Below are 23,344 nucleotides of genomic sequence, written 5' to 3'. Positions count from 1 at the left end.
AAGAGGTTGTGGAGTTGGTTCTTATTCAAATTAAAATTTGCTTACTGTAGATAACACTTTTTGATGAATAAAATAATAAATAAAAAGGCTGTTCTTTGTAAAACATGTTTTGGAGCGTTTGTTTTGATGTATTTAATATTGGGCGTTATTTAAGATAATTAAAAGGCGATATGGCTTGTTCTTGTTTTTAATGGGTCAAAATATGAAATTAAAAGCTTTAAAGGTTAATTTTATGGCTTTTAAAATAGAAAAATATATAAAATAAGTCAGGCTTAATTATGCAATAAATGTATGTTTAATCGTTTTTGTTCTGATGTCGATTTATCTCTGTTTTATACAATTGCTTATGCAACTTATTTTTTGTTATTATGTAATTTAAAATAAATATTAGCTTTGGTTTTTACACTTCTCTTAAAAGTGTTGTATTCCTATAAGTGCTTATAGGAGATATGTTTGTAGTAATATTCTTACTTAAACGCAGAAATGTAATGAATTTTAAATTCACTGTATATTTTAGAGATAGAAATGTAATATGGTATTAGATTTCAAATGAAACTTAAATAAATTCATCTTTTTGTTAGATAAAATTGGTGTAAGTCCAAAATATTTGCATATCTTTACACCTAGTGATTCCGAAATGGAGTCATTGCTTCAAGTAGATTTAAACTGACTTACAAACTCGGCTGAGCGGTATACTCACCCTGTAGTAAGTCAGTTTTTTGTTTTTTTGCCTCAGTCTATTTAGTTATGGATTGCAAGAACTATTCTTGTGCTATTCAGTTTATATGATACAGCATATTGCATGAAAAAGTTTATCTTCAAAAAGTATACAGAATTGGGTGTTACCTTTGAGTTACGTTAGAATGTTACAAATGTGCTTTGTGAAAAGCATTTAGTAATTATGAATTTGAAGCTCAATGAAATGTAGAAATTTGATTGGTATCCTAAAAAAGCTTCATGAATATGGGGTTTGCAGTAAATACACGCTACTGTTAACCCCATTGTTCATTTTATGCTATTTAAACCTAACTTAAATATTATGGCTAAAGAATCCTTTTCTCTTAAAAAGCTCATGCCGAGCAGTAAGGCAGGGATGTTTTTGAAAGGCTTGGGTAATATTCTCTTGCTTTTTATAGTTATCGGCTTGATTGTCCGTATCCTCTTTTTATTCAATAGCCAGACGGCAACCTCCTTTACTATGCTTGAGCAGCTTGAAATATTTGGACTGGGCATGATCAATGATGTAGCTATGGCTATCATTCTAAACGTGTTTTTATGGCTGTCTTTAATTGGGGTGGGAGAGAGGAAATATAAATTTCCTTTTGGTTATTTTATTTTGGGTTTCTTTATTCTCTCATGGATATATCTTACTTTTACGAATACCGTTTTTCATGAATACAACAAGTCACTAGCCCGCATTCTAAAATATTTAGCTCTGTATAAATCGATCAGTTTTGGGCTACGATTATTTATTCCCTCTATTCGCCAGAAGTGGAGTTACATTAGTTATGTAGTACTCATTTTTGTATATGTTTTAGCCATGTTGACTAATGCAGTGAGTGAATACTTCTTTTGGGATGAATTTGGATTGCGTTATAACTTTATTGCAGTAGATTATTTAGTCTATACGCATGAAGTCATTGGAAATATCTTAGAATCTTACCCTATCATTCCTCTCTTATTGGTATTAATTACGGTAGCAGCTGTAATTACCTTCTTCATGGTTCGTAAAGATTCTGTATTCTTTCGAAAAACAGTGTCATTCAAGACAAAAGCTTCAGTGTCTATAGCTTATTTAGTCTTGGTGGGAGGATCTATGTGGCTAGTCAATGCAACTAAATACTTTCAGAATAATCAAGATGTATTTCTCAATGAATTGCAAGCCAATGGTATCTTTAAGTTTTACGAAGCATTCAAGAGTAGTGCCTTAGATTATGATACTTTTTACCTTACTCTAGGCATCCATGATGTGAAGTCTTTTATCAAAGGTAGGTACAACTGTGAAGAAGGTGCAGATAGTTACCCGATAACGTATATGCAACCCGAAGTACATAAAAATATAGTACTTATAACCGTAGAAAGTTTGAGTGCCGACTTCTTAGCTCATTTTGGGAATACAGATCATCTCACTCCTCGTTTAGATAGCTTAATCCAACATAGCTTAGTGTTTAATAATCTCTATGCAACGGGTAATAGAACAGTCAGAGGACTTGAGGCTTTAACTCTGTCGTTACCACCTAGCCCAGGAGAAAGTATTATCAAACGACCTGATAACTCGAATCTTTTTTCAGTAGGGAAAGTATTGAAAGAGAAAGGATATACGGTGCAATATATTTATGGAGGAGATAGTTATTTTGATAATATGGGTACTTTCTTTTCAGGGAATGGTTATGAAATCATTGATAGTAAAGACATCGATAAGAAAAAAATTACTTATCAAAATGTATGGGGTGTATGTGATGAAGATTTGTACACCAAGGCTCTCGAAGTATTTGATGATAATGAGAAGCTAAATAAACCTTTCTTCTCTCATTTAATGACAGTAAGTAACCATAGGCCATTTACCTATCCAAGTGGTAAAGTCTCTATTTCTCCCGAAACAAAGACTAGGAGTGGGGCAGTGGAGTACACTGATTATGCCATTGGCGACTTTATCGAACGGGCAAAAAGTCACAGTTGGTTTGAGAATACCATTTTCATTGTAGTGGCAGATCACTGTGCTTCAAGTGCAGGTAAAGTAGAATTACCCCTCGATAAATATCATATTCCTGCTTTGATTTATGCTCCAGGTTTTGTAGAACCTCAAGAGGTAAACACACGAGTGTCACAGATAGATATTATGCCTACCGTGCTGGGAATGTTAAATCTAAATTACGAATCACAATTCTATGGTATGGATATCTTTCACAATGTCAACTATAACCCGAGAGCTTTTATTGCAACTTATCAAGATTTAGGCTATTGGTCGGGAGATATCTTAACCGTTCTTTCTCCTGTTAAAAGAAATAGACAATTTCAAATCATTCAGAATGGCTTTATGTTTGAAGAAATACCTCTAAAGACAGAGCACGAAGAAAGCTTAGATGATGCTATATCTTACTATCAATCGTTGGAGTTGAAAGAGTGGGAAGAATAGGGTCGGGACAAGTAAAATAAGTAGAAATAAAGTCTACACATTATGCTTTATTATCTAAATCTCTACCTATCTTTACTTCAGTAAACCTTAAATGTTTTGTCTATGTCACAGTTGTTATTCCATGGTGGTGAGTTACTTCGCATCTCCCATCGTAATAAAAGCGAACTTGAAGTTTCTAGTAATAAAGGGCGCACTTGGACTACCCGATACAAAGGGGGAACGTATGGTGAGTTCTTAGATTTGATTTGGGCGGAAGATGAGCTATTAGGATTAACTACCAAAGGTCTTTATTATTCTAAGGATATGGGTAGAACTTGGCTCAAACGTTCATAGATAAAGAGAATGTATTGTTATAAAACGAGGCTACACTGAGCAGTGTAGCCTCGTTTTTTGTATAGTGATGGGGAGTTAAGTCCTCTTAACAAAATCGAGATATGTTTTAGGTATTGTAACAAACTCATTATTAGAATGTAAAATAGTCTTAATAGAATTGTAATGATGTAAATCTACATTTGTGTCGTAAACAATTGAACAGACTATGATTACTAAACAACGATTATTCGTTTTACTCTTCTATTTATTTACCGTACTACCTTTTAGCTTTGCAGCTATAATTAAAGGAGTGGTAATAGACAAAGTTACTCAAGAGCCCTTAGTAGGAGCTACAGTACAAATCTTATCTAGCTCGGCAGCTACAATAACTAATATGGATGGCCAATTCGAACTCAATACCGACAAAAAGGGGAGTGTCAGCATTGAAGTGAGATATTTGGGTTATCGTAGTGAGCGTTTAGATGGAATAAATGTACAAAGTAAAGATTTAATAGAATTTAAATTAGAACAAGATGAACATCTGCTCGACGAGGTATCTGTTACGGCTCATCAGCCTCGGAGTTCAGATATAGGCATGCTTACAGCCCAGAGGAACAGTTTGGTAGTTCAGTCTGGAGTGTCAGCACAGCAAATAAAACGCACACAAGATAGCGATGCATCTGAGGTTATTCGTCGTATTCCTGGTATAAGTATTATCGACGATAAATTTGTGATGGTACGTGGGTTATCGCAACGCTATAATAATGTGTGGATTAATCAGGGAGCGGTGCCCAGCTCGGAGGCTGATTCGCGTGCCTTTTCTTTTGACATAATACCTAGCAGTCAGCTAGATAATATGGTGATTGTGAAGTCGGCAGCTCCACAATATCCTGCCGATTTTACGGGTGGTTTTATACAGATAACCACTAAATCTATTCCAGAATCCAATAGTCTTTCCATTTCGTTAGGCTCAAGTATCAACTCGGAAGCACATTATAAGAACTTTTATTCTTCTAAAAGTGGAAAGACAGATTTTCTTGGGTTCGACTCTTCTCTTCGTCCTTTGCAAAATGGCATACATACAGCAATGAATACTTTTGAAGGCTACCCTGAAGCCATCGACTTATTAAACAATAAATTAAATAATGATTGGCAGGTTAAAAAGAGAACTCCTGTAGGAGATATGAAATTCAATCTTGCTTATAATCGCGCTTGGCAGTGGAACAATGGAGAAGAACTTGGCTTACTTGCCAGTGCAAACTATAGCAATAGTTATAAGGCATATCGGAATATGGAGAACTCGCTCTTTGGTAGTTACGATGAAGTAAATAACCACCCTGTCTATCTTCGTCAAAGTACCGATAATCAGTTTACCAATGATGTAAAGATGGGCTTTTTACTCAACTTGGCTTTTCGATTAAATCCTACTCATTTATTTGAATTCAAAAATAGCTTTAACCAATTGGGTAAAAATAGATATACCACTCGTGAAGGCTATGATGCTCAGAGTAATCAAGAACAGAGTATGGAGTACTATTACTCAGCTCGCTCTATCTATAATACACAGTTTACAGGAAAGCACGATTTTAAAGAAAACAGCTTGGACTGGACAGTGGGTTATGCTTTTGCAAACAGAAACCTACCCGATAGAAAAAGAATCTTACTCAATGATGAGTTGGAACAAGGTAAAATAGGGCTGACAAGTGGTTCAGATATCAGTAGGGAGTTTACTTATCTAGTTGAACATATTGGTTCTTTAAACATCAATTACGATCATCAGTTTCATTGGGGCAACCTCAATCCATTGATGAAAGTAGGGGCGTATGGAGAGTATCGTACTCGAAAATATGATACCCGTCTATTTTACTTCAACTGGAACTATGGAGAAAATACCTTACCTCAAGGCTTTAGATACCTACCTATTTTAGAAGAACTATTGATTCCTTCTAACTATGCCTATGATAAATTTTACTTGCAAGAGCAAGTGAATAAAATCAATGATTATAAAGGGAATAATACACATATGGCGGGTTATTTAGCTTGGAATGTTCCTATCCAGAAGTTTACGTTGTTTGCTGGAGTAAGATATGAGTATAATCGCATGGAGTTAATCTCTAATACAAAAGCCCATGAAAAGAGCGAAATCAGTACGTATTATACATATCGTGATTTCTTTCCATCGGCAAATCTATCTTATGATTTTAACGATAAGCACCAGTTGAGATTAGCTTATGGTAGAACTGTAAATCGCCCAGAATTCAGAGAGCTTTCTTCTTCAGTATTCTATGACTTTGAGTTGGCTAGCAATGTGCAGGGGAATAGTGAACTAAAACCTGCGTACATACACAACTTAGACTTACGTTATGAGTATTATCCTAGTAGTGCAGAATTGGTGTCGCTCTCTCTCTTTTACAAGCATTTTTCTAATCCTATAGAGTGGACCTATACTGTAAACGGTGGAACAAACCTAACATACTCTTATGCCAATGCTCATGCTGCTAAAAACTATGGTATTGAGTTGGAATTTCGTAAAAACCTAGACTTTATCGGACTGCCCAATTTTAGTTTGAACTTCAATGGAGCACTCATTAAGAGTAATGTCGATTTTGAAAAAGGAAGCAAAGAGAAAAACAGAGCTATGCAAGGACAATCTCCTTACCTCATTAATACGGGTTTGTTTTACAATAACCCTGATTGGGGCTTCAATGCAGCTATCCTTTACAACCGTATCGGCAAACGTATTGTGGGCGTTGGCAGAAGTGTAGGAACAGTAGGAGGAGAAAACACGAGTGATATACCCAATTCTTATGAGATGCCTCGCAATAGTTTAGACTTAACACTTGGTAAACAATTCAAATCTTGGGAATTCAAAGTCTATGCTAAAGATATAATTGCTGATAAAGTAATCTTTAAACAGATAGATGAAAATAAAGATAAAAACAGAATGGATGAAATAACTAAAAGCTATAAACCAGGTAGAAGCTTTGGCTTTAGTATTGGTTATGCATTCAAATAATAAGACACAGTAATCTTAAAACAGATCTTAAAATGAAAAAAATGAAACAATTATTCGGTTTAAAATCAGCCTTAGTAGCTATTTTAATGATTGGTGCATTTGTCGCTTGTTCAGATAGCAACGATGATAGTACCATAGAACCTGGTCCAGAAACTAAACCTACAGATCCAAAGGTAGAATATATAGGTAATGTTGCTCATAGTAAGGGTATTCTTTTTAGTGAAGGGACTCAACTCGGTAATGGGGATCAAAACTTTGTGTTTACCGGTAAGGAAACACTAAAAAAAGGTGTGTATCACTTAAAAGGTTGGGTATATGTGGGCGAAGGAGCCGAACTAACCATTGAGCCAGGTACCATCATAAAAGGGGATAAGCAAACTAAAGCGGCTCTTATTGTAGAAAGAGGAGGTAAGCTATTTGCTCAAGGTTATGTTAAAGAACCCATTATTTTTACTTCTGAAGAGGCTGCTGGTCAGCGTAAGCCAGGCGACTGGGGTGGAGTGATTGTTTGTGGTAAAGCGAAGAACAATCAAGGAAGTATGAAGGTTGAGGGTGGTCCCCGCTCCGAACACGGTGGTGATAATGATGCAGATAATTCGGGTGTCTTGAGTTATATCCGTATCGAATTTGCAGGTTACCCTTTTGAAAAAGATAAAGAAATCAATGGACTAACTTTGGGTTCTGTTGGTAGAGAAACGAAACTAGATCACATCCAAGTATCTTATTCTAATGATGATTCATTTGAGTGGTTTGGTGGTTCTGTTAATGGTAAATATTTAATTGCTTATAATGGCTGGGACGATGATTTCGATACAGACAATGGTTTCAGTGGACATATTCAGTTTGGTTTAGTGGTAAGAGATCCTCGTATTGCAGACGTATCTCAATCGAATGCATTTGAATCAGATAACGCTGCAGACGGAGCTGAAATCTCTCCTTTTACCAATACAATCTTTAGTAACATTACAGTAATTGGTCCAGCTACTGCTAAAAACAGAGCAGCAGGATTCCAAAACACATCCGACTATATCAATGGCGGTCAGCTCAATCCAAACAACGGTGCTGGTATGGGTAAATTCCAAGCTGCCATGCACATTCGTAGAAACAGTCGTTTGGCTTGTCATAACTCGGTGTTTGTAGGATTCCCTATCGGTTTAATATTAGATGGAGAAAAAGGAAATACAGTTCAACAAGCTAAAGAGGGTAAGATAAACTTGAAAAACCTTTATTTCGCAAGTATGGACGTTACAGGAACAGATGCCAACAAGCAATACATAGATATGCTTGGTACTTATGAGAATGGTAAAATCACCTATGATGAAACAAAACCATCTTTCTCTACCACATACTTCAACTCTATCTCTTCTAACAAAATGGTTGAAGAAGATCAGCTAGGTTTAACTAGTGGGCGTATAGATGTAGGTCAAAACTACATACCCAAAGCAGGAAGTGTCTTGCTAAAAGGAGCCGATTTTAGTTCGATACAGAGTAACTTCATATCCCCCGTTAACTATATTGGAGCTTTCTCTGGTTCAGATGATAATTGGATGGATGAATGGACTAATTTCGATCCGCAAAACACAAACTATTAGTGTATAGTCTGTTTACAATGGAGCCTGCATATGAATGCAGGCTCTTCTTTTTAGTTGGGCTGTTGGAATATATGTACGAAGCAATCTTCTACAGCCCTTAAACAAAGGCTTTCTCTAAGTTAATATGTTAAAAAGATGTTCCAATGATATAATATGAAATTATTTATCCATATTTAGCAAATAATTAAACCTATATTACAAACATTATGAAAAAGTATTTAGCTGAAATGATTGGTACTATGGTACTTGTATTAATGGGGTGTGGAGCTGCTGTGTTTGCAGGAGCAGTACAGCCTTTTGCCTCTGTAGGTACACTAGGGGTGGCTTTAGCCTTTGGTCTATCTGTACTAGCTATGGTGTACACCATTGGGAAAATATCAGGATGTCATATTAATCCTGCAATAACACTGGGTATGCTTGTTTCTAAAAAGATTTCATCAAAAGATGCAACGATGTATATGCTGTTTCAAGTAATAGGAGCTATCATCGGTTCTGCTATTTTGTATGTGCTAGCTAAAGATTCAGGATCTACCACTACGCTCACTGGAGCCAATGGTTATACCTCTGTGTTACCAGCGTTTGTGGCCGAAACTGTATTTACCTTTATCTTCTTATTAGTCGTTTTCGGATCTACATCTAAGGGAGCAGATAACAAATTTGCAGGAATAGCTATTGGTTTAAGTTTGACGCTTATTCACATTGTATGTATTCCTATTACTGGAACCTCTGTAAATCCAGCAAGAAGTATAGCACCTGCTATTTTTGAAATGGTACAAGGTAATGGGGCAGCTATGGGCCAATTGTGGTTATTCATTGTAGCACCATTTTTAGGAGCTATTATTGCTGCTGTGGTGTGGAAAGCTATTGATACAGCCAAAGAATAATAAATAGCGTGAAATAGATAAAACAAAAGCCAGCCTGATTACTCAAGTTGGCTTTTGTTCTTTATAGTCTATAAATCGGCTTTTTTAAGCGTTCATCAACGAAGTTTAATGAGCTGCTTTCTTCTATTTACTTCTTGATAATCATCATCCCATAGCATTACGAGCTGAGAGATGTTGGGTGTATCAGGCGAGAAAGTTATATTCATTACAATATACTCCTTGGGGTTGATTACAGGACTAGATATAGTAGTGATTCTGAAAGTTTCACTGATATCTTGACTCGTTTGAGGGTGAATAAATTTAAAGCTGATGTTTCTAGCGATTGCCAATCCATCGTTTCGTATGCTAAGTTGTACCTTATTGGCATCGTGTGTTTTGCTAACTACAGCCACTAGGAAGGCTTTTTTCTTTGCAAAAAGACCTTGATCACCTATTCCTAGTTCCAATTCATCCACCTTCCTCCTTAGATTACTTAAAGCTCTCGTATGTACGCTAAAGGTAAATACAGCAAACCCAAGGGCAGAGAAGGCAACTATTAAGCTTAAAAATTCCATAGACTAGTTTTTTATTTATTTCTATTTGTGAGATTCTACTTACTCTTTATTTTCAATTACTTTCTTTAAACTTTTCTGACTTAAGTTTCCTTGTAGTTTTAAAAGACCGTCTTGAAGAGCAACAATGATATATGCTTCACTCACTCTATCTTTTATAGGTGTGATTTCTTTTTTATCAAAGTAGATTTCTAAGATGCCCAACTTGTTATTGTAATAGTAATAAAAGTCTTTTACATCTTGTTTTACCTCTTCTCCCATTTGCTCAGAAATTGTTTTCTTTCCTAGATTGTTTTCAAGGAATGAGTAGCTGGTATTAACAGTTGGTTCATTTTCGGTAGGTACAGCTTTTACTTCTTCCCATGTACCCTCAATAGATCCCAAATCAGCCTTTAAATCTTCGCGAATGAGGGTATAATCATATCCCTGACTATCAAAATCGAATTCTCTAAGTTGTAATTGATCTCCTGTAAATCGAAGAATTCTGTGGTTAAAAACAGAAGATCCGCTTTCATTAGCAGCTTGATAATCTTTATCGTAGGAATAAAGTCTCCATCCAAATAAACCTCCATTTAAAGGAGAATAGCTAGATATAACGTGTTGTACGAGTTCTCCGCGCATACCGGGATGGGCAGATTTTCCGTAAGTAAACTTGTAGTCGTTGTGATTTTTATCGAATACATAGTACCATGCAGCAGATTCAGGATTTTCCGATTCTTCAGCTGGTTGCGCAACAGATAGATCTACTTTCCAACGACCATTTAAGCGATCCAGAAAATTATCATTCCAGTAATTGTCGTCATTATCGCTATCTAAGCAACTGCTAAAGGCTATGACTCCGAAGCCAAGCAGTAAAAGAGTTTTGAATTGATTAAGTAATTTCATTTTAGTAAATAATTAAAGGTTTATATTCTCTATAAGAAATGGTATTACTATTAATTTACAAATAATTAAACCCACTTCCTAAAAGTTGTATGTCCAATAAAGTCTATTTTTATAACAAATAATAAAGTGAAAGTGTTGATTAATAATACTTTTATCTTCTTGTTTCCATAATTTTTTATAAATTAATGCCATTCTATGGAGAAGAAACTCTAATATAGCTTTAACTCCAGTAGGAATTTAAATTAATTATAAGTTTATGATAATATAACTTTACTTACTTCAGAGTATCATATATTGTTTCTAGACTGTTACAAATATCTAAATGCATCTGCCTTATGAAAGATATGTTTAAATTTATAGGAATCTCCGTACGTACGAGCAATGTAAATAATAAAGCGGAAGACGATTTAACGAAGTTGTGGACTCGTTTTTTTGAAGACGATATTTTACACAAAATTCCACATAAGGTAAACACGGATGTGTATGCCATTTATACGGATTATGAATCCGATTATAAAGGAGAATATACTTGCTTTATTGGGTGTAGGGTGAAAGTGATGGAATCTATTCCGAGTGGAATGATAGGGAAGGAATTTCCTGCTCAGCCCCATAAGTTGTTTGTGGCAAAGGGTGCTTTGCCCAAAGCTGTAGAAACCACCTGGCAAGAGATATGGGCACAAGATAAATACCTAGAGAGGAGTTACACGTATGATGTAGAGGTGTATGGACCCGATTCTCAAAAAGGAGATAACTCCAAAGTGGATATTTATATAGGAGTAAAATAAATCTCGTTTTTTATCAAAATATAGGGTAAGGTAGAATGATAATACATTTCTACCTTATTTTTTTGATCGGTGTCAAGAGGTTGTCATGTCGGTGTCATGAAGTAACTTTGACACCGACATCGTATCATCATGTCGGTGTCAAAGTGTTTCTTCAACTACTTCTATTTTCTTCTATTTTATTGCTTTTAGCAAAAAGAAAGCCTATCTATTTTTTAGTTAGATAGGCTGTATATCAGTTCTTTTTTGAAATTGGTTTATCCGTGCAAAATACTACCTACAACAAGGAATACGATGCCTAATGCTAGGGTAGTAACTAGTTTTCTACTCATCTTCTTTCTTTTTCTTCTGCCTATCAGTATGATTAAATAAGCAAGGATAGGCGACCCAAAAAACACCAAGACAAAATTGAGTAATAACAGCCAACCCCATGGAATATTGGTAAGTTGTGTCCAGGCAAAGATGGGCAGAATTAAACCACACAACCAAGGAAGTAGCATTAAAGAAGGTTTACGAGTGTAACGTGGTCTTTTAACGCGATTTCCACTTATTATGGCGGTATGTATCCCTAAGGTTGCAATTAATAATAGGGCTCCCAGAAAGAGTAAAACGTGTGACATAGTGCTTGTATCTATTAGTTTTTAAGAATATTAGTGATTAAAATTATTAAGTATTTTGTACTTATAATCCTGTACAATACCAATCATTTCATCTATAAATTGATCTACCAGTTTTTCTTGTTGAAAGAAAGAAATATAGCGAGCCTTAGGTAAGTTGAGGCTGTGAATGATTTCTTTCTCATGGTAAGGGTATCTCCAAGTAATAGTCAGGGTACCTTTATGATAACTAAAATTGATGACTTGATGTTCATCTGGTCTGTACAAATTAAAACTATGCTCTGAAATAGTTCCGATAGTTGCCTTACCATCAAAAGCGAAGCTATTGAGCATATCTATCATCACAGAGAAGCGATCTTGTAGTGTTTGAGCACTAAGCGTTTCTTCCTTTTTTTGTATTGCAGTAAAAATAGAGATGATTGCTATACTTACTACAAAAATAAGAATAGTCCAAAACATAGTATTACTTAAATAAAAAATAAAACCTAACTGAATCCGATTATAAAAGTTTGTGTATTTAGTGGATATCGTAGTAAGATTAGATTAGTAATATCGGAAAAACTTTTGGGAAAACATACACTTTAGGGTAAAAAATAAAGAGGCTAATTTTATAAATAAAGCCAAAATGAAATTAAACTCTCTGATTATTATTTATTTAGTTATAAATAAAATATTTCTTCATCAAAGAGGTGTGATCAGTAAAAAGCGAATAGAGTAGTAGTGTTCAGCAAGTCAAAGTCTATTTTATAAGCTATTTAGCATTATCTATTTCATAACAAGTTATTTATGTGATCTCCCTTTTTCTCTCTCTGCTAGTCTATAAAAGATGAGAATAATCTAGAGTTTTCAGAACAAGGAACTCAAAAAGATTGTTTAATGCTTAATATAACAACTCTTATCGCTCAAAAAAAAGATTAAAAGTGGAAGCGTTGGCTTTAAGTACGGCTGTTTTCGATGGACAAAATATAGCTCTTAACTTTTAGTCACCGCTTTCTTTCTTATCTATAGAAAATCTCTCTTTTTTTACTTAGCTTTGCATCTGAATAAAAAAGAATATTTTAGAAGTGTGAATTATACTTTTAAAATAAACACAAAAGATTAGGGTATTAAAAAGATGAAACACATTTACAAAACAAAGGGAACTTGCAGTTCTCAAATCGAACTCGATGTCGTAGATGGAAAAGTGGAGGATGTGGCTTTTACGGGTGGTTGTAATGGAAACCTACAAGGATTGTCTTCTTTGATAAAGGGTTTGCCAGTAGCCGAGGTATGTTCTAGGCTTGAAGGTATAAAATGTGGAAGAAGAGAAACTTCTTGCCCCGACCAGCTTTGTAAAGCAATTCACGAAATGGGTTTTTAAAATAAATAAAAACAAAAAAGTAAGTCTTGGCTTACTTCTTGATAAATACGGATGTGGTCGGCTGTAATAGTTTCTATTATACCCGACCACATTTATATTATTCTATAGATTAAGAAATTCTCTGAATTATGAAAATTGTAACGTATAATGTCAATGGGCTGAGAGCCGCAACAACAAAAGGATTGCCCGAATGGCTCGCCGAAACGAATCCCGATGTAGTATGTATTCAAGAAACAAAACTGCAACCCGATCAGTACCCAGCCGAACCTTATGAGGCTTTGGGGTATAAATCTTATTTATATTCAGCACAAAAGAAAGGTTATAGTGGGGTGGCTATTTTAACCAAAGAAGAACCCGATCATGTGGAATATGGTATGGGTATTGAAGCATACGATAATGAAGGACGTTTTATTCGTGCAGATTTTGGCGACTTATCGGTGGTTAGTGTTTATCATCCTTCGGGAACATCGGGTGATGCCCGTCAAGATTTCAAAATGCAATGGTTGAGTGATTTCCAAAACTATGTATTAGAATTAAGAAAGACACGTCCTAACCTCATTCTTTGCGGCGACTATAACATCTGTCATGAAGAAATAGATATTCACGACCCCAAAGGGAATGCTAAGAATAGTGGATTCTTACCCGAAGAAAGAGCGTGGATGACGAGCTTTCTAGATACAGGATTCTCCGATTCGTTTAGACGATTTAATGCTGAAACTCAAAAATATACTTGGTGGAGCTATCGTTTTAAAGCGCGCTCAAAGAATAAGGGTTGGAGAATCGACTATTGTATGGTAAGTGATGAGGCTAAAGATAGAGTGGTAGATGCCTGGATTGATAACGATGCAGTGCATTCAGACCATTGTCCTACAGGTATATTGGTAAAATAGAACTACAACAAATGAACAATACAAAAGAAACACTCCAGCTACGAGTACAAAAAGCAGAAGAATTATTTAAAAGTGGATACAACTGTTCCCAAGCTGTAGTAACAGCATTTGCCGATATGTATGGCTTCACAGATGAACAAGCTTTACGAATGGCTTCCTCTTTTGGAGGAGGTATAGGGCGTATGCGCGAAACTTGTGGTGCTGCCTGCGGCTTATTTATGTTGGCTGGACTACAAACAGGCTCTACCGATGCCAAAGATAGGGCAGGAAAATCTGCCAATTATGCCTTGGTACAAGAATTAGCCGAAAAATTTAAAAAGATTAATGGCTCTATAAACTGTGGCGAGTTGTTGGGCTTAAGAAAACAAGCCAAATTAAACCCAGAAGCATCCGAAAGAACCGATGCTTATTATGCCAAAAGACCTTGTGCTAAAATGGTTGAATCTGCTGCTCAGTTATGGGTGGACTATTTGACTGAAACGGAGGAGAAATAGTGCAACTACAATACGACAAAAATGCATCAAAGTGCTATAGAATGTGCTTTGTCTATTTTTAAAATCCTCCACTTTGTCGTATCTTTGCTAAAAGATAAATAATAGAAATTTTACATGAAGAATATACGAAACTTTTGCATTATAGCTCATATTGACCACGGTAAATCAACTTTAGCCGACCGTTTACTTGAATTTACAAAAACTGTACAAGTAACAGGTGGACAAATGCTTGATAATATGGATCTTGAAAAAGAGCGAGGCATTACTATTAAAAGTCATGCCATCCAGATGGAACATGAGTATAAAGGTGAAAAGTATGTTCTGAACTTAATTGATACTCCAGGGCACGTGGATTTCTCTTACGAGGTTTCTCGCTCCATAGCTGCTTGTGAAGGAGCATTGCTAATCGTGGATGCTACACAAGGAGTGCAGGCTCAGACCATATCCAACTTATACATGGCAATTGATCATGATTTAGAAATCATTCCTATCGTAAATAAATGCGATATGGACAGTGCCATGCCCGAAGAAGTTGAAGATGAAATTATTGATTTGTTAGGCTGCGAGAGAAGCGAGATTATTCGTGCTTCGGGAAAGACAGGTTTGGGAGTGGAAGAGATACTTTCAGCAGTAATCGAAAGAGTACCACATCCAGTAGGAGATGAGGAAGCTCCATTGCAAGCATTAATCTTCGACTCTGTGTATAACACTTTCCGTGGAGTTATCGCTTATTTTAAAATTGTTAATGGTGTCTTACGTTCTGGTGACGAAGTGAAATTCTTTAATACAGGAAAAGAATACGAAGCCGATGAAATCGGGGTATTAAAGATGGATTTATCTCCAAGAAAAGAACTTCGCACGGGCGACGTGGGATATATTATATCTGGTATTAAAACCTCGAAAGAGGTAAAGGTGGGGGATACCATTACGCATATAGATAGACCTTGTTCTAAAGCTATATCGGGCTTTGAAGAGGTTAAACCTATGGTGTTTGCTGGTGTTTACCCTATTGATGCAAGTGATTTCGAAGACCTTCGTTCATCACTTGAAAAATTACAGCTAAATGATGCCTCATTAACCTTTCAGCCCGAGTCTTCTCTAGCTCTTGGTTTTGGTTTCCGTTGCGGATTCTTAGGACTTCTACACATGGAGATTATCCAAGAAAGATTAGATCGTGAGTTTGATATGGATGTGATTACAACCGTCCCCAACGTTTCTTATCGCATCTATGACAAGCAAGGAGGTATGACTGAGGTACACAACCCAGGCGGAATGCCCGAACCAACACTTATAGAACGAATCGAAGAACCTTTTATTTCGGCTAGTATCATTACTGATACTTCATTCATAGGACCTATTATGACTCTATGCTTGGGGAAACGTGGTGAATTAGAGAAACAGAACTACATCTCAGGAAATCGTGTTGAAATTCAATTTAAAATGCCTCTTGGCGAGATTGTAATCGACTTCTACGATAAATTGAAAAGTATTTCAAAAGGTTATGCTTCTTTTGATTACCATCAAGATAGCTATCGCCCTTCAAAGCTAGTTAAACTAGATATACTATTGAATGGGGAGTCTGTGGATGCGTTATCTACCCTAACGCACGTGGACAATGCTTACGACATGGGACGCAGAATGTGCGAAAAGCTGAAGGAGCTGATTCCTAGACAACAATTTGACATCGCTATCCAAGCGGCTATCGGTGCTAAGATTATCGCTCGTGAAACTATTAAGGCTGTGCGTAAAGATGTAACAGCAAAATGTTATGGGGGTGATATCAGCCGTAAACGTAAACTTCTAGAAAAACAGAAGAAGGGTAAGAAGCGTATGAAGCAGATTGGTAATGTGGAGGTTCCTCAGAAAGCCTTTTTAGCTGTACTTAAATTAGATTAGACATGAGTTGAGTTAACAGCAAACACTAACACATTCTGAAAAATGCAAAAAACAAAATCTAAGAACTACTCCTTATTGAGTACATTGAAGCACCGAATTAACGGTGGCATGGTATTAATGACTGTAGCAGTCCTGGCAATGATCATCGCCAATTCCCCATTGGGAGATGTCTATCAGGATTTCTGGGATTATCCAGTAAGTTTACAAATTGGTGATTTTAACTTGTTTAGCCACAATGGACATCCATTAACGCTAATGCAGTTTATCAACGATGCGCTGATGGCCTTATTCTTCTTCTCGGTTGGGTTGGAGATTAAGAGAGAAGTTATGGTAGGAGAATTATCCTCTTTGCGAAAAGCAATGTTGCCTGTGATTGCAGCATTCGGAGGAATGATTTTTCCGGTATTACTCTATTTTAGTGTTGCACATACTAGTCCAGAGTCTAGCGGTTTGGCTATTCCTATGGCTACCGATATTGCTTTCTCTTTAGGAGTCTTAAGTTTGTTTGGCAAACGAGTTCCTTTGAGCTTGAAAGTGTTCCTTACCGCTTTTGCTGTTGTGGATGATATAGGTGGTATTTTGGTTATTGCCTTCTTCTATACTAGTGATTTAGCTACAAGTTATCTATTGGCTTCGGCTGTAGTATTGGCTATTCTTTACTTGGGTAATAGATTGGGCGTTATGCACCGCATCTTCTACATAGGTTTTGGTATTATGATGTGGTATTTCTTCTTGCAATCGGGTATTCACTGTACTATTGCAGGCGTAATCATAGCCTTTATGATTCCTGCTAAACCTCGTTTGCACGTAACACATTATGTGAATCGTATTCGTGAAAGTATCTCTAAATTTCCCAATTTCGATAAGAAAGAAGGAGAGAAGATTGTGTTGGACCCAGCTCAGATTAACGAACTAAAGAGTATCGAAGCTGCCTCAAATCGTGTAATATCTCCTTTGCAATCCTTGGAAAATAGTATGCACGGATGGGTTAATTACTTCATTATGCCTTTGTTTGCCTTTGCTAATGCAGGTGTAGTATTAAGTGGTGGTACAGAAACTTTTGGTACAGTAACATTAGCTGTATTCTTAGGACTTACAGTAGGGAAGTTTATCGGGGTTTATTCCTTTACCTTCTTGGCTATCAAACTTCGTCTAGTAAATATGCCTACAGGGATGACTTGGAAGAATCTTTCGGGTATAGCTCTACTAGGTGGTATCGGATTTACCGTGTCACTCTTTATAGCCAATCTATCTTTTGCTAATGGTCATGCCGATTTATTGAACCAGGCAAAACTAGGAGTTCTCTTGGGTACAATAACTACAGGTTTATTGGGTTATATCGTACTAAATATAGTGCTCCCTAAAGAAGATGTTGTAGAAGGAAAGGAAGCTGCTAAATAATAGAAAGAATTAAAATCAAATAAGAAGAAGCTCATTTATCGTATATTAGATAGATGAGCTTCTTCTTTTATCTAGTGGGTGAAGTGTCTTTATTCTTCGTTATCTTCGATTTAAACTTCAGGTATATGTTGTCTGAATTTGAGGAGCTTCTAATCCTATGAGTGCATTAATATGAATTTAGTAAAATACCCAATAGCTATTGATATTGAAAAGCTACAGAGCGTACCGATCAGTACATATTCTGTCTTTTGTATGTCTTTAGATCGATTTAGTTCCCCAAACCGAAAGATGGATTTGGCAGCTAGCAGCCATCCTATCATTTCGGGTACACTCATCAAAATTGCAGTTACTATAAGAAATCTTTCTAAATACCCAATCCACCTTCCTCCACGATAAAGGCTTTCTGTGGTTATACTATCCTTGTCTTCATTAGGCTGAGGTGTCCATTGACTTGTTATCATTCCAATAAGAATTGAACAAGGAACAAATAGGAGTAAGTAAGCTAATAAAATACCTAAAATTGAAGTGCTGTTTTGTAGAGCATAAGCTTTGAAACAGCCAACAAGTTCAGTAGGTTTGAAAAGGATATACCACAATAAACCAATCAGTAAAAGATGAGTTGCTTGATCTAGCATAAACCACCATATCTTATGGTTCGTTACGTATCTATTCTTGAAATAGTCTATAATAAAATGGGTAATAAATATATAGGGAAGTGTAATGTACCAAGCAGACCATTGCATGGTTACCAAGTAAATAAGGAGTGCCTGTATAGCAGCATGGATGAAGTGAGCAGGCAGATTGTTCTTGCTCTTCCTCTTGGCTATGCAGTTGCTCTGAAGTGAGAAATCTGCTAATACATGAGCTATAATCATAGCTATTAGTATAGATAGGGTATTCGATATGGGCATTTTAGTTTAGGTATTGGTGGAGTTGTTTTTTGTACAGATTAAGAAAGCTGCTGATTAGTCTATATTTCCCTCCAATGAGAGATTTACTAATTGACTGTGCTGTTTTATTGAGTTTCTTAGCTAGCTCTGCTTGAGTTTGGCTCTCACGACTTATAAAATAGTAATACATTGATTCGGCTTGAGTAATTGATGTATTGTTGATGATGTCATCAACGAAACTCGTCATTACTCGAAAGATCTCATCAAAAGAAGTCCAAGGGGTATGAATATCCAGGGTACTATCTTTTAATTGATCTAGTGCTCTGCCAGAAAGCTGAAAGGCTTCGCCATCCGATTGCTTGATGTCTTCTGTGAGGAAGTTCACTTCGCCTATACCTATAGCCAATCTACAGTCCCAGATAATAGATTCACCACTTGGGGTACTCTTTCTTAGTCCATAGCGCAATAGAAGAGCTATATGCATGGCATATATTGGAGTGTCTATTAAAATCTGTATACTATCTCCACGGTATATTTCATAATGAAAATTGATTTGTTGATTTAGTTCTTTTAAAATAGCATCCAAAGCGGATAAAAATTCTTGTCTATTGTTAATTAGAGTGGAGTTTATAATGTCTCCAGTAATGACTGCTTTCATATTTCCTATCTTTATGAGAACGAAAGATAGGTTTAATTCGTGTAAAAAACAACCTTTTTCGGTTGATTGTCTAAAAACAACCATTATCGGTTGATATTTGAAAAACAACCGTATTTGGTTGATAGATATCACTAAAAAGATAGAGCTTTCTTGCTTTACATTGATACGTCTTAAAGTTTAAGAGGTGTTATTTGTATGGAGTAATACTTAAATTAGTATTAATTAAACACTTGTATATGAGTGGTATAAGATTAATGTATGAACGGCATTTTGATATAAGCTATATTTTTTGTATATTATTGGAAGTCGAGATCCGACTAATTATATAACTTAAAAATATTATATGGAAAAAGTATTTAATTTCAAATCAAATGCTCATAAATTAAATATGGGCGGTTACAACAAAAATCACGCAAGAGAATTTAATTTTAAAAAACAAGCTGACGATAAGCTAACAGTAGAACTTTCTGCTATAGATGATGAGTTTTCTTTTGAAGAAGTAAAGAACAGAATTTTATCTAGCACAGTGCAAGAGTTTGAATTGACAGAAAAAAAGCCTCGTGAGGTAATTTATGAATCTGTCGAACCTTTATTTAGCTTTGGCGATAAAGACAACCACAGTAAAATACGAATTAAGTTTGACAAAAAAGGTCTGATTAATGAAGTAGTGGTTGAACCTACCTACCTAGTTAGTTGTACTTACCTTAAAGCATAAAAACAAAAAAAGCCCCGAATTGATGAATCCGGGACTCGTTTTTTTATGACACTAGTGACTGAGGTCCTCAGTCGAATATTTCAATCTTCATCCAGCGGCAATATATGCTGACTTTCTTCTTGAGGAAGTTCCTCTACTTGGCGAAGTCTTCTTTCGATGGCACGTGTTCTTACACCCATTACCTCTTCGAGCTGATTGCCCGCTGTTTCTAAATTTTTCTGAACCTTTTGTAGCATTCCACCGAACTTACTAAATTCTGTTTTAACAGCTCCTAGTACAGTCCATACCTCGCTTGTACGCTTTTGTATAGCCAAGGTACGGAATCCCATTTGCAAGCTATTTAGAATAGCTCCTAGAGTGGTTGGTCCTGTTACCATTACTTTATACTTGCGCTGAAGCTCTTCTACAAGAGCAGTGCGGCGAATGACTTCGGCATAAATGTTTTCAAAGGGCAGGAACAAAATAGCAAAATCAGTAGTATGTGGCGGATCGATGTACTTATCGTGTATATCCTTCGCCATATTTTTAAGAGTACGTTCGAGTTGTTTACCCGAAGTTTCTACAGCTAAGGTATCTCCCGCTTGATACGCATCATAATACTGTTCATAGATATCTTTGGGAAATTTGGCATCAATAGGGAGGTAAACCACCTCATCACGGTCATCTTTGCCTGGTAACTTGATAGCATATTCTACAAACTCTGTTCCTCCACGTTTGGTTTTTACGTTGGCATCATACTGCTCTGGACTCATAATTTGCTCTAGCAAAGCCCCTAATTGTACTTCTCCGAAAGTTCCTCTTGTTTTTACATTAGAAAGCACTTTCTTTAATCCACCTACGTCTTCTGCCAAAGAACGCATTTCTCCCAAGCCTCTTTGAACTTGTTCCAAGTTTTTACGCACCAACTCGAAAGACTGAGTGATACGTTCGTTTAGCGTTTTCTGAAGTTTTTCTTCTACCATAAGTCGCATATCATCTAAGCGTTTTTCGGTAGATTCCATCATTTTTTCTTGCTGACGAACCATCATTTCAAATCTTTCCAAGTTCAACTGTGAAGAGAGTTGTTGATTCTTGTTGATGGTAGATTGTACCTGAGTCATACCCTGATTGATAGATTGACTCAACTCTTGGCGTACCATCTGCAAACTTTTACTCAGTTCTTCACGGTTGTACTGCATTTCTTGGCGTAGAAGATCTTGAATGATTTTCTCATTCTTATTACTTTTGCCTTTGGTAAGTACCAAGTAGAGCAGAGCCAGCAATAAAAGGAGGCAGAGAGCTAATAGTACTATTTCCATCTGCTAGTAAGTTAAGATTTCGTTGCCTGTTTCTGTAATCAGTAACATATGTTCCCACTGAGCAGAAGGCTTACCATCATCTGTACAAGCAGTCCAGTTGTCTTCTGAGTCTATAAATACTTCGTAGCTACCCATATTCAACATGGGCTCAATGGTGAGTGTCATTCCTGGAACTAGTGTCATACCTGTACCTTTTACACCATAGTGAAGCACTTCGGGATCTTCATGAAATTGCACACCCACACCATGTCCACAGAAGTCGCGTACTACGCTGAAACCGTTCTTTTCTGCATGTTCTTGGATGGCAGCACCCACATCTCCTAATGTAGCCCAAGGTTGAGCAGCTTTGATACCTAGGTCAAGACATTCTTTACAAACATCAACTAGTCTTTTTACTTCTGGATCTACTTTACCTATCGTAAACATACGTGATGCATCAGAGAAGTAACCTTTGTAAATAGTAGAAACATCAATATTAACAATATCGCCTTCTTCAAGTATATCATATTCATTGGGGATACCATGACATACCACATCATTAATGCTGATACAGGCACTCTTTGGGAACTCTCCATAGCCTAGTGGAGCAGGAATAGCACCATTATCGGTGGTAAACTGATAGATTAAGTTATCTAAGTATCTAGTTGATACACCTGCTTTTACGTGAGGTGTGATAAAGTCGAGTAGGGCTGTGTTTATTTCGGCACTTGCACGGATACCCGCTATTTGTTCTTTAGTACGTAGAATCTTTCTTGGAGGTAAGAGGACATGTTTGTCTTTGCGTAACTCTTGAATACGTTGTTCTACCTCGATGGGATAATTAAAGGGGGTAAATCGACTACCCTTATTTTGTTTACTCATAATTGTTGAATTTAGTTGCACAAAGGTACTAAATTCTATCGTTTGAAGATATTTTTTAGAGAAAAGGATGCTGAACCTATTAATTTTTATTAATTTGGCACTTTTTCCTATTTCCGTCTATGAAAAATAAGATTCGTCAAAACTTTTCAATAGCTGAAAAGGTTTATTAGTTAAGATAGAAACAAAAATTAGACGCATGAAAAAATTAAAACACAAAGCTCTCTTAATGCTATTTATGATAATAGGTAGCATAGCCATTTCATCTTGTGATGATAATGATGGGTATTATTTATTCGATAATCTCACTAGTGGCTCTTGGGAGGTTGATCTTGGAGAAAATGATGGTCCTGATGCATTGATTAGTATTTTTAATTTTTATGGTGATGGACTTGGTATAGAATATGTTGAAACTTTCGATGGACTACCAATTAGAGAAAATAGATTTCGTTGGCGTTTATCTAATGACTATTACGCTAATTATTTGGAGTTAAGATATATGGATGTCAGCCGAAATGAATATTTTGATGAGTTAAGTTTAAGCGGGGATATAATGCGTGCAGTATTCTATTTTGATAGATATGGCTTTGATAATAAAGTAGATGGGATATCCGTAAAAATGCAGCATGTGTTTTATTAATCGGAAATAAAGATATTTAAGATAAGACGTAGAATAGATGGTTTATAGCTACGTTATTGGGAAGAAAATGAAGGAGCTCGCGAGAGCTTCTTCATTTTTTATGCCGTAACCTATCCACAAAGAATACTTAGTTTGCTTCTTTTTCTACGCCTTTAAGCATCGGTACAAATACAAATCCCCCATGATCTGTACATTGAAACTCCTCTTTACTTACTTTTCTTAGTACCGTCATCACTTGCCCATACACACTTCCTAGCGGCAAAACCATTTTTCCGCCCATTGCTAATTGTTTTTTAAGTACTTCGGGAATGGTATCAGTAGCTGCAGTAATCAGAATCTTATCAAAAGGTGCATACTGAGGTAGTCCCAGATATCCATCTCCAAAGAAGAGTTGAGGAGTATAATTAAGTTCTTGAAGTACACATTTTGCCCTGCTGTGCAAGTGCTCATACCGCTCAATACTAAAAAC

Annotated in this window: 22 protein-coding genes; 13 read left to right on the top strand and 9 right to left on the bottom strand. The window is 36.2% G+C overall.

Annotation, left to right across the window (positions count from 1 at the left end; all coding sequences use genetic code 11):
- Positions 1-1,039 precede the first annotated feature (1,039 nt).
- From K8V80_RS07730 to K8V80_RS07710, 5 genes are all read left to right on the top strand, one after another.
- Positions 1,040-3,136: an LTA synthase family protein gene (locus K8V80_RS07730; RefSeq protein WP_276776729.1), complete on the top strand. Its 2,097-nt coding sequence runs from the start codon at positions 1,040-1,042 to the stop codon at positions 3,134-3,136.
- Positions 3,137-3,238: 102 nt separating this feature from the next.
- On the top strand, positions 3,239-3,469 hold the full coding sequence (locus tag K8V80_RS07725) for a hypothetical protein (RefSeq protein WP_006744812.1): 231 nt from the start codon (positions 3,239-3,241) through the stop codon (positions 3,467-3,469).
- Positions 3,470-3,674: 205 nt separating this feature from the next.
- Positions 3,675-6,464: a TonB-dependent receptor gene (locus tag K8V80_RS07720; RefSeq protein WP_276776725.1), complete on the top strand. Its 2,790-nt coding sequence runs from the start codon at positions 3,675-3,677 to the stop codon at positions 6,462-6,464.
- Between the two features lie 32 nt (positions 6,465-6,496).
- Complete coding sequence (locus K8V80_RS07715; RefSeq protein WP_276776721.1) at positions 6,497-8,056, top strand: hypothetical protein; 1,560 nt, start codon at positions 6,497-6,499, stop codon at positions 8,054-8,056.
- Between the two features lie 206 nt (positions 8,057-8,262).
- Positions 8,263-8,940: an MIP family channel protein gene (locus K8V80_RS07710; RefSeq protein WP_006744815.1), complete on the top strand. Its 678-nt coding sequence runs from the start codon at positions 8,263-8,265 to the stop codon at positions 8,938-8,940.
- 95 nt (positions 8,941-9,035) lie between these two features.
- Here the strand turns inward: K8V80_RS07710 and K8V80_RS07705 are convergent, their stop codons facing one another.
- Both K8V80_RS07705 and K8V80_RS07700 read right to left on the bottom strand, forming a co-directional pair.
- Positions 9,036-9,494, bottom strand: coding sequence for a hypothetical protein (locus K8V80_RS07705; RefSeq protein WP_006744816.1), 459 nt, complete (start codon positions 9,492-9,494; stop codon positions 9,036-9,038).
- Between the two features lie 39 nt (positions 9,495-9,533).
- A complete protein-coding gene (locus K8V80_RS07700) occupies positions 9,534-10,376 on the bottom strand; it encodes a hypothetical protein (RefSeq protein ID WP_276776717.1) in 843 nt (280 codons plus the stop codon).
- A gap of 344 nt (positions 10,377-10,720) precedes the next feature.
- Between K8V80_RS07700 and K8V80_RS07695 the strand changes: the two genes are divergently transcribed.
- Positions 10,721-11,161: a GyrI-like domain-containing protein gene (locus K8V80_RS07695; protein ID WP_276776712.1), complete on the top strand. Its 441-nt coding sequence runs from the start codon at positions 10,721-10,723 to the stop codon at positions 11,159-11,161.
- 254 nt (positions 11,162-11,415) lie between these two features.
- On the opposite strand, the gene K8V80_RS07690 is transcribed toward K8V80_RS07695, so the two are convergent.
- Both K8V80_RS07690 and K8V80_RS07685 read right to left on the bottom strand, forming a co-directional pair.
- Positions 11,416-11,778, bottom strand: a complete 363-nt coding sequence (locus tag K8V80_RS07690) for a hypothetical protein (RefSeq protein WP_276776709.1) — start codon at positions 11,776-11,778, stop codon at positions 11,416-11,418.
- 30 nt (positions 11,779-11,808) lie between these two features.
- Positions 11,809-12,234: a hypothetical protein gene (locus K8V80_RS07685; protein WP_276776706.1), complete on the bottom strand. Its 426-nt coding sequence runs from the start codon at positions 12,232-12,234 to the stop codon at positions 11,809-11,811.
- A gap of 655 nt (positions 12,235-12,889) precedes the next feature.
- Here K8V80_RS07685 and K8V80_RS07680 point away from each other — a divergent pair.
- From K8V80_RS07680 to nhaA, 5 genes are all read left to right on the top strand, one after another.
- A complete protein-coding gene (locus K8V80_RS07680) occupies positions 12,890-13,135 on the top strand; it encodes a TIGR03905 family TSCPD domain-containing protein (RefSeq protein WP_006744821.1) in 246 nt (81 codons plus the stop codon).
- Between the two features lie 128 nt (positions 13,136-13,263).
- Complete coding sequence (locus tag K8V80_RS07675; protein ID WP_276776702.1) at positions 13,264-14,025, top strand: exodeoxyribonuclease III; 762 nt, start codon at positions 13,264-13,266, stop codon at positions 14,023-14,025.
- Between the two features lie 11 nt (positions 14,026-14,036).
- Positions 14,037-14,519 carry a C-GCAxxG-C-C family protein gene (locus K8V80_RS07670; protein ID WP_006744823.1) on the top strand — a complete coding sequence of 161 codons (483 nt, stop codon included), beginning with the start codon at positions 14,037-14,039 and terminating at the stop codon, positions 14,517-14,519.
- Positions 14,520-14,633: 114 nt separating this feature from the next.
- The gene (gene lepA, locus K8V80_RS07665; protein WP_006744824.1) at positions 14,634-16,415 is read left to right on the top strand and encodes a translation elongation factor 4; all 1,782 of its coding nucleotides are present in this window, start codon (positions 14,634-14,636) and stop codon (positions 16,413-16,415) included.
- Positions 16,416-16,457: 42 nt separating this feature from the next.
- Entirely contained in the window at positions 16,458-17,816 is a 1,359-nt protein-coding gene (nhaA, locus tag K8V80_RS07660) for a Na+/H+ antiporter NhaA (RefSeq protein ID WP_276776697.1), read from the top strand.
- Positions 17,817-17,971: 155 nt separating this feature from the next.
- Here the strand turns inward: nhaA and K8V80_RS07655 are convergent, their stop codons facing one another.
- Positions 17,972-18,727, bottom strand: a complete 756-nt coding sequence (locus K8V80_RS07655) for a DUF3307 domain-containing protein (RefSeq protein WP_276776693.1) — start codon at positions 18,725-18,727, stop codon at positions 17,972-17,974.
- Position 18,728: 1 nt separating this feature from the next.
- Positions 18,729-19,364, bottom strand: a complete 636-nt coding sequence (locus K8V80_RS07650) for a hypothetical protein (RefSeq protein WP_006744827.1) — start codon at positions 19,362-19,364, stop codon at positions 18,729-18,731.
- Between the two features lie 343 nt (positions 19,365-19,707).
- Between K8V80_RS07650 and K8V80_RS07645 the strand changes: the two genes are divergently transcribed.
- Entirely contained in the window at positions 19,708-20,079 is a 372-nt protein-coding gene (locus K8V80_RS07645; RefSeq protein ID WP_006744828.1) for a hypothetical protein, read from the top strand.
- Between the two features lie 80 nt (positions 20,080-20,159).
- Here K8V80_RS07645 and K8V80_RS07640 read toward each other — a convergent pair whose 3' ends face one another.
- Positions 20,160-21,377, bottom strand: coding sequence for a DNA recombination protein RmuC (locus tag K8V80_RS07640; RefSeq protein WP_006744829.1), 1,218 nt, complete (start codon positions 21,375-21,377; stop codon positions 20,160-20,162).
- Positions 21,378-21,380: 3 nt separating this feature from the next.
- The gene (gene map, locus K8V80_RS07635) at positions 21,381-22,238 is read right to left on the bottom strand and encodes a type I methionyl aminopeptidase (protein WP_006744830.1); all 858 of its coding nucleotides are present in this window, start codon (positions 22,236-22,238) and stop codon (positions 21,381-21,383) included.
- A gap of 226 nt (positions 22,239-22,464) precedes the next feature.
- On the opposite strand from map, the gene K8V80_RS07630 reads away from it, so the two are divergent.
- Complete coding sequence (locus K8V80_RS07630; protein ID WP_157450715.1) at positions 22,465-22,875, top strand: hypothetical protein; 411 nt, start codon at positions 22,465-22,467, stop codon at positions 22,873-22,875.
- A gap of 127 nt (positions 22,876-23,002) precedes the next feature.
- On the opposite strand, the gene K8V80_RS07625 is transcribed toward K8V80_RS07630, so the two are convergent.
- Positions 23,003-23,344, bottom strand: a 342-nt coding sequence (locus tag K8V80_RS07625; RefSeq protein ID WP_423773071.1) for a protein-L-isoaspartate O-methyltransferase family protein, incomplete at its 5' end; no start/stop codon positions are given.

Source organism: Bacteroides coprosuis (genome assembly GCF_020741705.1).
Classification (GTDB): Bacteria; Bacteroidota; Bacteroidia; order Bacteroidales; family Bacteroidaceae; genus Bacteroides_E; species Bacteroides_E coprosuis.
This window is presented reverse-complemented; position numbering and strand designations above follow the sequence as displayed.